Annotated in this window: 13 protein-coding genes; 3 read left to right on the forward strand and 10 right to left on the reverse strand. The window is 73.4% G+C overall.

Annotated elements, in window-relative coordinates; genetic code table 11:
• Positions 1-1,452 (reverse strand): carboxylesterase family protein (locus VR44_RS15835; RefSeq protein WP_094191681.1); only part of this gene is annotated, 1,452 nt, incomplete at its 3' end.
• 138 nt (positions 1,453-1,590) lie between these two features.
• Between VR44_RS15835 and VR44_RS15840 the strand changes: the two genes are divergently transcribed.
• Positions 1,591-2,508: a helix-turn-helix domain-containing protein gene (locus tag VR44_RS15840; protein WP_045948136.1), complete on the forward strand. Its 918-nt coding sequence runs from the start codon at positions 1,591-1,593 to the stop codon at positions 2,506-2,508.
• Between the two features lies 1 nt (position 2,509).
• Here VR44_RS15840 and VR44_RS15845 read toward each other — a convergent pair whose 3' ends face one another.
• The 7 genes from VR44_RS15845 to VR44_RS15870 all read right to left on the reverse strand — a co-directional run bounded on the left by VR44_RS15845 (position 2,510) and on the right by VR44_RS15870 (position 9,459).
• The gene (locus VR44_RS15845) at positions 2,510-3,712 is read right to left on the reverse strand and encodes a cytochrome P450 family protein (protein ID WP_045948137.1); all 1,203 of its coding nucleotides are present in this window, start codon (positions 3,710-3,712) and stop codon (positions 2,510-2,512) included.
• Entirely contained in the window at positions 3,702-4,760 is a 1,059-nt protein-coding gene (locus VR44_RS15850; RefSeq protein WP_045948138.1) for a cytochrome P450, read from the reverse strand. Before VR44_RS15850 ends, VR44_RS15845 begins: the two co-directional genes overlap by 11 nt.
• A gap of 65 nt (positions 4,761-4,825) precedes the next feature.
• Positions 4,826-4,945, reverse strand: a complete 120-nt coding sequence (locus VR44_RS49135) for a tryptorubin family RiPP precursor (RefSeq protein WP_425424513.1) — start codon at positions 4,943-4,945, stop codon at positions 4,826-4,828.
• A 386-nt stretch (positions 4,946-5,331) separates the two neighbouring features.
• A complete protein-coding gene (locus VR44_RS15855; RefSeq protein ID WP_045948139.1) occupies positions 5,332-5,793 on the reverse strand; it encodes an ATP-binding protein in 462 nt (153 codons plus the stop codon).
• Positions 5,794-6,113: 320 nt separating this feature from the next.
• On the reverse strand, positions 6,114-7,103 hold the full coding sequence (locus VR44_RS15860; RefSeq protein WP_045948140.1) for an acyl-CoA dehydrogenase family protein: 990 nt from the start codon (positions 7,101-7,103) through the stop codon (positions 6,114-6,116).
• Between the two features lie 6 nt (positions 7,104-7,109).
• A complete protein-coding gene (locus VR44_RS15865) occupies positions 7,110-8,264 on the reverse strand; it encodes an acyl-CoA dehydrogenase family protein (protein WP_045948141.1) in 1,155 nt (384 codons plus the stop codon).
• 1 nt (position 8,265) lies between these two features.
• Complete coding sequence (locus tag VR44_RS15870; protein WP_045948142.1) at positions 8,266-9,459, reverse strand: amidohydrolase family protein; 1,194 nt, start codon at positions 9,457-9,459, stop codon at positions 8,266-8,268.
• A gap of 152 nt (positions 9,460-9,611) precedes the next feature.
• Between VR44_RS15870 and VR44_RS15875 the strand changes: the two genes are divergently transcribed.
• Positions 9,612-11,252 carry an AMP-binding protein gene (locus VR44_RS15875; RefSeq protein WP_245691847.1) on the forward strand — a complete coding sequence of 547 codons (1,641 nt, stop codon included), beginning with the start codon at positions 9,612-9,614 and terminating at the stop codon, positions 11,250-11,252.
• A gap of 87 nt (positions 11,253-11,339) precedes the next feature.
• On the opposite strand, the gene VR44_RS15880 is transcribed toward VR44_RS15875, so the two are convergent.
• Positions 11,340-12,566: a zf-HC2 domain-containing protein gene (locus VR44_RS15880; RefSeq protein WP_045948143.1), complete on the reverse strand. Its 1,227-nt coding sequence runs from the start codon at positions 12,564-12,566 to the stop codon at positions 11,340-11,342.
• Entirely contained in the window at positions 12,563-13,141 is a 579-nt protein-coding gene (locus VR44_RS15885) for a sigma-70 family RNA polymerase sigma factor (protein WP_042816979.1), read from the reverse strand. The genes VR44_RS15880 and VR44_RS15885 overlap by 4 nt, the downstream gene beginning before the upstream one ends.
• Positions 13,142-13,409: 268 nt before the next feature.
• Between VR44_RS15885 and VR44_RS15890 the strand changes: the two genes are divergently transcribed.
• A partial coding sequence (locus VR44_RS15890) for an EF-hand domain-containing protein (RefSeq protein ID WP_045948144.1) occupies positions 13,410-13,692 on the forward strand: 283 nt, incomplete at its 3' end.

Raw genomic sequence — 13,692 nt, forward strand, 5'->3', positions numbered from 1 at the left:
GGAGGGGAACAGGAACGGCAGCTCGAAGCCGTGCGCCGCTCCGTAGGGGAAGCCGGGGTTCTGCGGCAGGCCCGCAGGTACGGGTGGTTCCGGCTCACCGAACTCGTAGCCGTACAGGGGGAGTCCCGGCGCGTGGGCGGCGACGGCCCGGCCGGCCGCCAGTGTCGTGCACGCCAGGGAGCGGTCCGTGAGCACCGTCGCCCAGGCCAGTGCCGGCGTGGGATAGCCGGCCGCGGGGTACTGCGCCTCGACGGCCGGGGCCGCCGTGCTCCCGAAGGCGTCCACGAGACGGGCGCGGTACTCGGCATCGGTGCCGATCGGGAAGGCGGCGAGGGACAGCCCGACGAACATGCGCATCTCGTCGCGGTTGGTTCCCTGGATCAGCGGAACCCGGTGGAAGCGTCCCTCCCTCAGCGCCTCCGCCGGCGCCGCGGGCAGCAGCGCGTTGCCGTACGCGGGCCGGTTGAACGACTGCATCAGCTCCGCGGTGGCGAGCCGCTCCGTGCTCTGCCCGCGCAGGCAGGCCACCACGTCCTCGTCCCGCCCTGCCGTGCAGCCCAGCCGCCGGGCGGCCTGCGCACCGGCCGCCTGGACGTCGCGCTGCGCGGCGAAGGGCTCGTACGCCGGCGAACCGGGCCCGAGGGCCCCCCGGGGGAAGGACATCGAGCAGGAGCCGCTCTGGAGGACGGCCCGCTGGAACAGCCCGGCCGCCGCCGGTGAGGTGAGGTGCGCACAGATGCCGAGCGCGCCCGCGGACTCGCCGACCAGGGTGACCCGGTCCGGATCGCCCCCGAAGCGCACGGCGTTGGCGCGCACCCAGCGCAGGGCGGCCTGCTGGTCCGCCAGGCCGAACGGCGGGGCGGAGCCGAGGCCGGGGTGTCCGAAGTAGCCGAAGATCCCCAGCCGGTAGTTGACGGTGACGACGACGGCGCCGCCCCCGGCCGCGAGCCGCCCGGCGTCGTAGTCACCGCCGGAACCGCCGAGGAAGGCACCGCCGTGCAGCCACACCAGCACGGGCCGCCCGGCCGCGGGCCGCACCGGAGCGGGCGCCGTGACGTTGAGGTAGAGGCAGTCCTCCGCCCCGGCGACCGCGCCCGCCGCCGCCCCCGGTGGCGGCATCTGCACACAGCGCGGAGCCGCCGCCCTCGCGTCCCGTACGCCGTGCCACGCGGCGGCGGGTGCGGGCGGCCGCCAGCGCAGTCCGCCGACGGGCGGAGCGGCGTACGGGATGCCGTCGAAGGTGGCGTACGAGCCGTGCGCCGCGCCGCGTACCGGCCCGTGATCGGTCCGTACGACGGGATCGGGACCGCTCCGGTCAGCCGCCGGCAGGGCGGCGGCCGGGGCGGCCGTCATGGCGGCCAGGCTCGCGAGGGAGCAGAGCAGGGCGAGGAGCGCCGTGACGGGTCCGCCTCTGCGGCGTCGCCGGCTTCCTGGTGCCGTGGTCGGGGGCATACGTGTCCGCCCTTCTCGGTCGTGGTGGGGCGGCAGGTGCCGCACGGGGCCCGGCCCGGCGCTCAACGGGCGCGCGCCCGGCCGGGCTCGGTCGCGGATTACGCTAGGACCTCCCGCGCGCTGGAGGTTCAAGGGGCTGTGACGCAGACCACGTGGAGCATCGGTGAGCTCGCCGACGGAACCGGGGTCCCCGTGAAAACCCTCCGCTACTACTCCGACAGCGGTTTGCTGCCCGTCGCCGCCCGCAGCGCGGGCGGGCACCGCCGCTACGGACCCGAGGCGTGGGAACGGATCCGGCTCATACGCCGGCTGCGCGCGCTGGACACTCCGATCGCCACCGTCACACGGGTGGTCACGGGCGAGTGCTCCCTGCACGAGCTGGTGGAAACCGAGCTGGAGGCCGTGCAGGAACGACTCGTCGAACTGCGCTGGCGGCAGGCCACCCTCAAGGCCCTGGACGACTGCCCGAGCGAAGAACGGCTGCACCGCCTGGAGATCCTCGCCCGGGTGCAGCGGCTCCCGGAGGCGCACCGCGCCCTCACCGACCACTGGTTCCGCGAACTGTCCGGGACCATGCCCCGCCACCGCCTGGAGCGCATGGTCGCCATGCTCTCCCCGGAGCCGCCGAACGACCCCGGCCCGCACTCCGCGCTGGCCTACGCCGAACTCCACCTGCTCATCTCCAGCCCCGCTTTCACCCGCTGGACGCAGGACCACGAGGAGGAGATGCGCGGCGCCCCGGCGCTCTACGCGGAGTTGGACGACGCCGCCGCCCTGACGGCCGCCGCCGTGTTCCAGGGCCGGCCGCCCCACGCCGGGGCGGCGGTCGACGCGTTCGTCTCCGCCCACGCACGGGCCCTACGCGAGCTCGACACACCCGCTTTCCGCACGTTCCTGCACGGGCTGGCGTCGCGCTCCTCGGGATTCGACCCCCGCCTGGAACGCTACTGGGGCCTCGTCGACACGGTCACCGGCGGCCGGGGCCTGAACATGACGGTCGCACACCGGTGGCTGACCGAAGGCCTGTCGAAGTCACTGACGGCCACGGCCCGTTAGGTCACCCCAGCAGCACCGGCAGGGTGCGCAGCCCCCGGTGGCGGGGGTTGCGCCACCACTGGGGGCGGGCCGTCGGGGTGGCCAGGCGGAGGGTGGGGTGGCGGGTGAGGAGGGTGGTGAAGGCGGTTTCGGCCTGGAGGCGGGCCAGGGGGGCGCCGAGGCAGTGGTGGATGCCGTGGCCGAAGGCCAGGTGGCCGGTCGCCGGGCGGGAGGGGTCGAAGCGGTCCGGGTCGGGGAAGACGGCGGGGTCGCGGTTGGCCGACAGCATGGCGATCTGGACGAAGTCCCCGGCGGGGATCGTCGTGCCGTCGATCGTCACCGGCTCGGTGGCGTAGCGCATGGTGGCGATGGAGAACGGGCTCTCGTGGCGCAGGACTTCCTCGATGAAGGCACCCGTGCGCGAGGGGTCGGCGCGGAGTGCGGCCAGTTCGCGGGGGTGGGTGAGCAGGGCGTGGACGCCGTTGGAGATGAGGTTGGCGGTGGTCTGGTGGCCCGCCGCCACCAGCAGGAAGCTCATGGAGGTGATCTCCCGCTCGCTGAGCCGGTCCCCGTCGTCGTGGGCGTGGATCAGTGCGGTCAGCAGGTCGTCGCCGGGGTGGGCGCGCTTGTGGGCGAGCAGGGCCCGGATGTGTCCCACCAGGGCCTCGGCGGTGGGGACGGAGACCTCCCCGTCGCCCTCTTCGCCGTTGAGGGTGGCCGCCCAGGCCTCCAGGATGTGCCCGGCCCCCTCGGAGGCGCCGAGCAGGTCGAAGACGACGGCGAGGGGGAGGGGGACGGCGAAGTCCCGGACGAGGTCGGGCTCGGGGGTACGGGCCAGGCCGTCCAGGAGGCGGTTCACGTGGCCTTCGACCACCGGCCGCAGGGCCGCCACCCGGCGTGCCGTGAACGCCTGCTGGACCAGCCGGCGCAGCCGGGTGTGGGCGGGCGGGTCGGAGTTGAGCATGTGCGCGGTCAGCGCGCGGCCCGGGCCCGGACCCTCCTCGGAGCCGTCGCGGCGGTCGAAGGCCTCGGTCGCGGCGTTCTTGCTCAGCCGGGGGTCGGCGAGGGCGGCCTTGCAGGCGGCGTGCCCGGTGACCACCCAGCCCTCCAGCGGGGCCTCGCCGAGGATCCGCACCCGGTGCGCCCCGCCCTCCAGCTCCCGCCAGCGGCGGTAGGCGGGGTGGGGGTCGTCGAAGAAGGAGACCGGGACCTGTTCAACGGACACGCCGTGCCGCCTTCGTGAGCCGTACGTCCTCCACCCCGAGGAGCCCGACCAGCGGTACCTTCGCCTTCCGCTGCGCGGGGTCGACCTCCAGTCCGGTACCGCGGATCAGGTCCAGCAGCAGTTCCGCGAGCGGCATGACCATGTGCCGGCCCCAGCAGCGCTCGGAGGAGTGCCCGAACGGCAGGTAGCCCGGGGCGGTCTCGGGGTCGAGGCGGTCCCACCGCCCGGGCCGGAACGCGTCGGGCTCCTCCCACAGGGCGGGGTCGCGGTGCGACAGCAGGGGCAGGACGAGTACGTCGTCCCCGGCGCCGATGCGCGCGTCGAGGGCTCCGTACTCGGGCGAGGCGTAGCGCAGGATGTTCCAGGACGGGGGCAGCAGCCGGGCGGCCTCGTGGAGGATGTTCCGGTTGGGGGTGTCCGCGTCGAAGGGCGAGCCCAGCCAGAGGGCGTTCGCGACGAGGGTGGAGACGGTGAAACAGACGGGCGCGGCCGCCCTCCGGTAGATCCCCATCGCATGGCGGCGGTCGTGGTAGCCGTCCGCTTCGGCCAGCAGGCCGGCAATTCCGCTCGATGTCGTCCCGGGTTTTTTCCGCCAGGGGACGGCCGCGCCGGCGGCTATCACCGACCAGGTGAGTTTCGGGGTCAGCTCCAGGTTCCGGCTCATCAGAATGCGCAGTCGGCGCGGATCGCCGCCGAGAATGAGGTCGCGGAGGAAAAGGTGCCCGGTGAGGGGCCACGGGCCGGTGAGGTCGACTTCCTTCGGCAGGGGCCCTTCCAGGGCTTCCCTGACGTCCCGCCCGATGACCCGCATCACCGCGGCGGCCTCGGTGCGCCCGATGGACCGGCCGTGCAGCGGCTTGAAGGTGGGGCGTTCGGTCTCGGTGGCCCGGCGGGCGGCGAGGATCCGGTCGGCGAGGGCGTGGCCGGCGACGCCCATGGTGTCGGGCTCCAGGCGGAAGGCGTCCTCGCCGGTGTACTCGCGCAGCAGGGCGGCGAGCCGGGGCGCGAAGACCGTGGTCCGGGCGGCCGGGAGGGGGGAGAGGGGCATACGGAGGCTCCGATGGGCCGTCGGTGCCGTCCCGGCCGGCGGGCGGCCGGGGCGGCTCTGCCGGTCTAGTACCAGAAGTACCAGGCGCTCTTCTTGAGGCTCTTCTGACCGGAAACGGCATTACGGATGGCGAAAAGAATCTTCATCGCTGTGCCCCCTCTCCCATGAATGGCTTGTGGCCGCATTTAAGGATCACGGAACGCTGCCGGAGGCGTACCGGTGACGGTCCGCTGGAGAATGCGCGGCCACCGTAGGCATCCGTCCCGCCGGGAAACAACGATGCCCGGGACTTTATGTACGCTCCTACCAACACGGCCCGCGAATTCCAGCCGTCCGCCGCCGAATTCGCGCCGCACCGCGCCGAAGCCGCAGCGGCGGAACGCCCCCTCGCGTATCACGCGCACGGGGAAGAACCTGCGGGTGGCGGCGTGCGGCATGCACGCCCCGAGCGCGGCACGGCAGCCGCCACCCCACGACCCGCACTCGTCAAGGCACAGGACCCTTGGCGTCCCCTCGCGACGAATCGCTCACCATCAGGGTGATCAACAGGTGACGAACCGTCAACACCTCGTTAGAGGTACACGCGTGGTTCCCGTTTCAGCAGGACTTTTCCCAGGGGCGCCGACGGGGCCGCCGGGGGCTCCTCCACCGCACGGTCGATCTCGCACCAGATGCGCTTGCCCGCGCCCTCGCGCTGCCAGCCCCACCGGTCCGCGAGCCCGTCCACCAGCTCCAGCCCGCGCCCGCCCGTGTCGTCGCCGGCGGCCTGCCGGCGGGCCGGGGCGCGGTCGCTGGCGTCGGTGACCTCCACCCGTACGCCCGGACCCCCCAGGAGCATCCGCAGCACGGCCGGACAGCCCGTGTGCACGACCGCGTTCGTGACCAGCTCGGAGATCAGCAGGATCAGCGTCTCGGCGAGCGGTTCGTCGTCCCCTATACCGGACCCCGCCAGCCGGGACCGCGCCCACCGGCGCGCCCGTCCGACCTCGGCGGGGTCGGGTCCTACCTCCAGCTGTACCTGAAGCACCTGCACCGCTCACACCATCCGAACCGGCGGACACTTCGCCTCGCGACAGGATGGGATCACCGAGTGTGATCCCCGTGCCGAGCAGCATGGTTGACATACAGTCACCAGAACAAGCGCTTCGGGCATATTCCAGCGCGAAGGAGTAGGCGTGGTGCATACTGTGCGGCACTCACGCCGCTCAACCACTCGCATCGTGGGAGCGTACCGGAGCACACCCCCCGCTCCGGGCCGGAACGGGGTGGGGGAAGGACACAAACCGATATCAACTCTCTGTAATCGGACATGAGTCCCGCGCCGTCCCACCCGTGCCCCGGTGTCACAGGCTGCTACCCCATCGCAGCCGCCTCCGCCTCGGCTACCGCCTCCTCCTCCGCTTCCGCCCCGAGGCGGGCCGCCAGGAGTTCCTCCGCCTCCGGCGCCGTGTGCCACTGCTCCGCCCGCACCCACGCCCGTTTCAGGTGCAGGTGCACGTCCGCCTCCCACGTGAAGCCCATCCCGCCGTGCACCTGGAGGCAGTCCCGGGCCCCGCGCACCGCCGCCTCGTCGGCGAGCAGCTTGGCGGCCGCGATCTCGGCCGCGTCACCCGTCACCGCCGCCGCGTACACCGCCGTACGGGCCACCTCGGCGCGGACCAGCATCCGCGCGCACAGGTGCTTGACCGCCTGGAAGCCCCCGATCGGCTGCCCGAACTGCTCGCGCTCCCCCGCGTACCGCACGGCCAGCTCCACCGTCCGCAGCGCGCTGCCCAGCTGGAGCGCCGCCGTCAGCAGGGCCCCCGCCTCCCGGTACCCGGACGGCAGTACCCCGGAGGACCGCCACAGCGGGGTCAGCGGGTCCACCGAGCGGACCGGCTCGCCGGCCGGGAGCCCCTCCGCCCCCAGGACCGCGTCGGCCTCCCCCAGGTACGCCACCAGCGGCCCGCCCAGGTCGAAGGCCGTCACGACCGCCGAGCCCGAAGCCGCCCCCGGGACCGCTCCGGCCGCCAGGTGCGTCGCCACCAGCGGCCCCGGCAGCAGCGCCCGCCCGGCCTCCTCGAAGACGAGCACCGCCTCCGGCAGGCCCAGCCCCACCCCGCCCTCGGACTCGGGGAGCCGGAGGGAGAAGAACCCCGCCTCACCGAGCTCCCGCCACAGCCGCCGGTCCACCACCGCCCCGGACGACACCACCCCGGACGACACCGCCCCCGACGACGCCACCCCGGACGACTCCGACGCCCGCACCGACTCCCGCAGCGCCTCCCGCCCGTACCGCCCCGCGAGCAGGTCGCGGATGCCCGCGCGCAGGTCCCGCTGGTCCTCCGTCAGCCGGAAGTCCACGACCGCTCACCGCCCCTTCGGCAGGCCGAGGATCCGCTCGGCGACGATGTTCCGCTGGATCTGCGAGGTCCCCGCCGCGATCGTGTACGAGAGCGACGAGAGCCGCTCAAGCGTCCACTCCTCCTCCAGGGACAGGGCGCCGGCCCCCAGCACCTCCGCCGCCGCGTCGTACAGCTCCTGCCGGGCGTGCGAGTACGCCAGCTTGAAGACGCTGCCCCCGACGCCGGGAACCCCGCCCGAACCCTGGGCCTCGCTGACGTTCCACTGCGTGAGCCGCCACAGCGCACCGAACTCCCCGTACAGCCGGCCCAGCCGGCGCCGCAGCACGGGGTCGTCCCAGCGGCCGTTGGCCTTCGCCGCCCGCGCCAGCGCGCCCAGGGTGCGCCGGCAGGCGACGACCTCGCCGACGAAGGCGGTGCCCCGCTCGAAGGAGAGGGTCACCATCGTGACCCGCCAGCCGTCGTTCTCGGCGCCGACCCGGTTGGCGACCGGCACCCGGACCTCGTCGAGGAACACCTCCGCGAACTCGGCCGACCCCGCGAGGGTCCGCAGTGGCCGGACCGTGACGCCGGGGGCGTCCATCGGCATGGCCAGCCAGGAGATCCCCTTGTGCTTGGGCGCGGCCGGGTCCGTCCGTACGAGCAGCTCGCACCAGTCGGCGACCTCGGCGTGCGAGGTCCAGATCTTGGAGCCGGTGACCACGTACGCGTCCCCGTCCCGGACCGCCTTCGTGCGCAGCGCCGCCAGGTCGGAGCCGGCGCCCGGCTCGCTGAACCCCTGGCACCACACCTCCTCCCCGCGCAGCACCGGCGGCAGCCAGCGCGCCCGCTGCTCGGCGGTGCCTTCGGCGGCGATCGTCGGTCCGGCGTGCAGCAGGCCGACGAAGTTGGCGCCGACGTACGGGGCGCCGGCCCGCTCGGTCTCCTCCAGGAAGATCAGGTGCTGGGTCGGGGTGGCCCCGCGGCCGCCGGCGTCGACGGGCCAGTGCAGGCCCGCGTACCCGGCGTCGTACAGCCGGCGCTGCCAGCCGAGGTCGTAGGCGCGCCGGCCGGGCCAGTCGTCGGGCGAGGGCCTGGCGGGCAGTTCGGGCAGCACCTTGGCGAGCCAGGCCCGCAGCCGGGCCCGGAACTCCTGCTCCTCCTCGGTGTGGGCGAGGTCCATGTCAGACCAGGTCCAGGCCGAGCATGCGGATGGCGTTGCCGCGCATCAGCTTGTGGACGGTCTCGTCGTCCAGGCCCTTCACATGGTCGAGGGCGACCTCCTTGGTGTGCGGGAAGGTCGAGTCCACGTGCGGGTAGTCGGTCTCGAAGGTGGCATTGTCGCGGCCGACGACGTCCAGCGAGGCGATGCCGTGCTTGTCGCGGAAGAAGCAGCAGAAGATCTGCCGGTAGTAGTACGTGGACGGCGGCTCGGGGATCAGGCCGCGGACCCCGCCCCAGGCGCGGTGCTCCCGCCAGACGTCGTCCGCGCGCTCCAGGGCGTAGGGGATCCAGCCCATCTGGCCCTCGCTGTAGGCGAGTTTCAGCGTCGGGAACTTCACCAGGACCCCGCTGAAGAGGAAGTCCATCATCGAGGCCATGGCGTTGTTGAAGCTCAGCGAGGCCTGGACGGCGGGCGGGGCGTCCGGGGAGGCGGCGGGCATCTGCGACGAGGACCCGATGTGCATGTTCACGACCGTGCCGGTCTCCTGGCAGACGGCGAAGAAGGGGTCCCAGTAGCCGGAGTGGATAGACGGCAGCCCCAGGTGGGTGGGGATCTCGGAGAAGGTCACGGCCCGCACCCCGCGGGCGGCGTTGCGGCGGATCTCGGCCACGGCGAGGTCGATGTCCCACAGCGGGATGATGCACAGCGGGATCAGCCGGCCGCCGCTGTCGCCGCACCACTCCTCCACCATCCAGTCGTTGTACGCGCGCACGCAGGCGAGGGCGACCTCCTTGTCCTTGGCCTCGGCGAAGGTCTGCCCGCAGAAGCGGGGGAAGGTGGGGAAGCAGAGGGAGGCCTCGACGTGGTTGAGGTCCATGTCGAGCAGCCGCGCCTTGGGGTCCCAGCAGCCGCGGCGCATCTCCTCGCGGGTGATGCCCTCCAGGGTCATGTCGTCGCGGTCGAAGCCGACGGCGGCGATGTTGCGCTTGTACGGGAACTTGAGGTCCTCGTAGATCCACCAGTCCGTCGGCGGGCCGTCCGGGTCCATGGAGATCACGTACTTGCCGCCGGTGTACTCCAGCTCGCCGATTCCGGCGGTCAGGGGCTTGGGGCCGCGGTCGCGGTACTTCGCGGGCAGCCACACGTCGAAGAGGTGGGCGGGCTCGATCACGTGGTCGTCGACGCTGATGATCCGAGGCAGTTCCAGGGCCATGTGCTCGCGCTCCTTCTCCCAAATCTGATGCATCGTCAGAAACAAGCTAGCCCCGCCACCCCTGGACCGACAAGCGCCGGAGCCCTACGCTCTGCCGTTGATCTGACTCACCGTCAGCTGACGTCGGGCGGTACGCCCAGGGGAGGTCCGCGATGACGACGCCGGAACCGACGACGGAACCGACGACGGACACGACGCCGGACACGGCGCCGGCACCCGCGCCGGCGGAACCCGGAGCGGCGGCCGCCACCGCCGTCGAGCTGAGCCGCTCCCGCACCCTCTGGGAGCTGATCGCCCGCCGCGCCGCCCTCACCCCCGACGCCCCGGTCCTCATCGAGGCCGCCGACGACCCCGCCGCGGACCGCACCCTCACCTTCGGCGCCCTGCGCGACCGCGCCGAACGCGTCGCCGCCGGCCTCCACGACCAGGGCGTGCGCCCCGGCACGGTCGTCGCCTGGCAGCTCCCGACCCGCATCGAGACGGTCCTGCTGTCGGCCGCCCTCGCCCGCCTCGGCGCCGTCCAGTCGCCCGTGATCCCCTTCTACCGTGACCGCGAGGTCGCCTTCGCCCTGCGCTCCTCGGAGGCCGAGTACTTCGCCGTCCCCGGCACCTGGCGCGGCTTCGACCACACCGCCATGGCCGCCCGGCTCGGCGCGCGCGGCGTCTTCGAGGCGTACGCGGACGCGGACCTGCCCGACGGCGACCCGGCCGTGCTGCCCCCGCCGCCCGCCGACGGTACGGCCGTCCGCTGGATCTACTGGACCTCCGGCACCACCTCCGACCCCAAGGGCGTCCTGCACACCGACCGCTCACTGATCGCGGGCGGCTCCTGCCTGGCCCACGCCCTGCGGCTGACCCCCTCCGACGTGGGCTCGATGGCCTTCCCCTACGCGCACATAGCCGGCCCCGACTACACGGTGATGCTGCTGCTGTACGGGTTCCCGGCGGTCCTCTTCGAGAAGTTCGCGATGCCGGACGCGCTGGACGGCTACCGCCGCCACGGGGTCACCATCGCCGGCGGCTCCACCGCCTTCTACTCCATGTTCCTCACCGAGCAGCGCAAGGACCCCGCCATGCCCCTGCTCCCGAGCCTGCGCCTGCTCGCGGGCGGCGGCGCCCCCAAGCCGCCGGAGATCTACCACGCGGTGGTGCGCGAGCTGGGCTGCCAGCTGACCCACGGCTACGGCATGACCGAGGTCCCGATGATCACCATGGGCTCCCCGGACGACACCCCCGAGAACCTCGCCACCACCGAGGGCCGCCCCCCGGAGGGCATGTCCATCCGCGTCACCACCCCCGACGGCACCCCCCTGCCCGCCGGCACCGACGGCGAGGTCCGGCTGCGCGGCGAGGCGGTCTGCCAGGGCTACCTGAACCAGAAGGACGCCACCGGGGTCTTCGACTCCGACGGCTACCTGATCACCGGCGACCTCGGCCACCTCACCCCCTCCGGCCACCTGGTCCTCACCGGACGCAGCAAGGACGTGATCATCCGCAAGGGCGAGAACATCTCGGCGAAGGAGATCGAGGACCTCCTCCACCAGCTCTCCGGCGTCGGCGACGTGGCCGTCATCGGCCTCCCCGACGAGGCGCGCGGCGAGCGCGTCTGCGCCGTGGTCGAGCAGCCGCCCGGAGCGGCCCCGCTGACCCTCCCCCAGGTCACCGCCTACCTCCGCGCCCAGGGCCTGTCCCCGTACAAGCTCCCCGAGCAGCTGGAACTGGTCGACGCCCTGCCCCGCAACGACGCCCTGCGCAAGGTGCTCAAGTACCGGCTGCGCGAACGCTATTCCTGACGCGGGACCGCGACGCCCTCGGGCCGGTCCGGCTCCTCCTCGGGGGAGCCGGACCGGCCCGTCGGGCGTGCGGGGTCGGCGCCGGGCCTACAGCCGGCTCAGGGAGGCGGCGGCGAACAGCACGTCCCGGATCGCCTCCCGGTCGCCGGTCTGGCCGACCGCGGCCTCCTCCGGGGAGATGTGCCCGGCGGCCAGCTGGCAGAACTCCAGGCCGTCCAGGGCGACCTCCGCCACCGTGTGCTCCCGCGAGGGCTTCGCCGCCGGGGAGTCCAGGGCGATGTCCCAGCCTCCCCCGCCCGCGCCCTCGATCTCCAGGTGCAGGGTGCGCCCCGGAGCTCCCGCCGCGACCAGCCCGCGCGCCGGCGCCGCCAGCCCCGAACGGCGGCGGCCGGCCAGCGCGCCGGGCAGCAGCCGGGCCGCGAGGTCGATCATGCGGTGCATGTGCGGGCCGGACGGCGGCTCGTACGGGTAGTCCACCGCCTCCGCGATGTCCCAGGCGTGCACCCAGCACTCGAAGGCCCGCTCCAGGAAGGCGTCCCCGAGGGGCAGCGCGAAGGCCCCGTAGTCCACGTCCAGTTCGGCCACGCCCCGGCCCGCGAAGGAGACCGTACGGACCAGGGTGTGCCCCTGCTCCCGCCAGGGTTCGCGGACCTTCCGGGTGGCCGGGGAGCCGGCGGACTTCCAGTAGTGCTCGGTACGGCCGGTGGGACCGCCGGACGGGGCCTGCGGTCCGAGCGGGTCGTCCAGTCCCAGGGCGGTGGCGACCAGCCCGTCGACCGTGAGCAGGTGCCCGATCACCCCCGCCACGGTGGTGCGGTGGCTGCGCCGGCGATCCTCCTCGAACCACTTGAGCCGCACGGGGGTGTCCCACTCCGACTCCCCGAAGTCCCGCAGCAGCGCGTCCAGCCGTGCGGTCTCGGTGTCGTACGGGTTCGCCCACACGGGTACGGGGATCCGGGCCGGGCGCTTGCCCAGGCAGTCCTCCAGCACCCGCGAGCGCAGCAGCGGCTTCAGGTCGAGGCTCTCCTCCGGGTGCAGCAGACCGACCGCGTCGCGCAGCCGCAGCGCCTCCTCGGCGCAGGGGGCGCACTCGGTGAGGTGGTCCTCGACGGCCTGGGTCTCCTCGGCCGAGCAGGCGGCCAGCGCCCACGCCCCGAGCAGGGACTTCAGTACGGCGTGCGAGGGCGGCGCGGACGGCAGGACCCCGGGCGGGTCGAGGTCGTCCCCGGCCGCACGCGGACCCGGTATCAGCGCGGGTCCGCCCGCCGGGGGCTCGTACGCGTCGTCGGGGGTGTCATCGGTGGGTCCGGTCATCGGGTGGTTCCGTATCCGCGTGGGCCGTATCCGGGCGGGGCGGTGTCCTCCCTCGGGAGGACGTTGGCGGTCGACAGCAGCTGGAGCCCGAGGCGCAGCCGGCGCCGTGCCTCGTCCTCGCTGATCTGCAGGTCGGCGGCGGCCTGCCGGTAGTCGCGGCGCTTGAAGTACGCGAGTTCCAGGGCGGCCCGCAGCGGTGCGGGCATGGAGGTGACGATGTAGTCGGCGCGGGCGGCGGCGTTGGCGCTGCGCACCTTCTGTTCGAGTTCCTCGCGCGAGCCCCGGCCCAGTTCGGCCTGACGCAGCCGGGCGACGGCCTGGCCCTGGGTGATCCGGGCGACCCAGGAGCGCATGGAGCCCTGCTTGGGGTCGTATGCGTCGGGGTTCTCCCAGATGTAGCCGAAGACCTCGCGGGTGATGCGGTCCGCGGCCTTCTCGTCCCCGAGCACCCGGTGGGCGAGGCTGTGCACGAGCGAGGCGAAACGGTCGTAGAGCTCCCCGAGGGCGGCGGCCTCACCGCGGGCGAGACGCTGCTGCATGCGGCGGTCCCAGCGCGGTGGAACGTCCTTCGCCATGGTGCCTCCAGCCGTGTGTCGACCCGTCAAATGTAGTCGCCACCGGCCGGAGCGCGCCGGTTTTGGGGGAACCTCCTCCGTAAGCGCGAACACCGTGCTAGCCGGACACACGTACGCGCCCCGGCGCGCTTCCCGTGCGCGGGTTCGATGCGGCCACCCCATGGACCGCTCCGCTTAACGCGCAGGCCATCGAGGGCTTACGCTCCTGCCTGTCTTGATCTGCACCTCAAGTGCACCCCAACGCACATGTGAAGGCGGAACGCCGCATATGGACAGCGCAGAGTACGAGCGCAAGATCGCATCCCGATTCGCCACCTTCGACCAGGACGGATCCGGCTACATCGACCGCGAGGACTTCAGTACGGCCGCCCGGGCGGTGCTGGCCGAATTCGGCGTCACCGCCCGCTCGGACAAGGGTCAGGCCCTCTTCGCCGGAGCGGAGGCGTTCTGGCAGGGCATGGCGGGCATCGCCGACGTGGACGGGGACCAGCGCGTCTCCCGCGAGGAGTTCGTCACCGGGGCGGCGAAGCGGCTGCGGGACAACCCGGAGC

Source organism: Streptomyces katrae, from assembly GCF_000966975.1.
GTDB classification, from domain to species: domain Bacteria; phylum Actinomycetota; class Actinomycetes; order Streptomycetales; family Streptomycetaceae; genus Streptomyces; species Streptomyces katrae.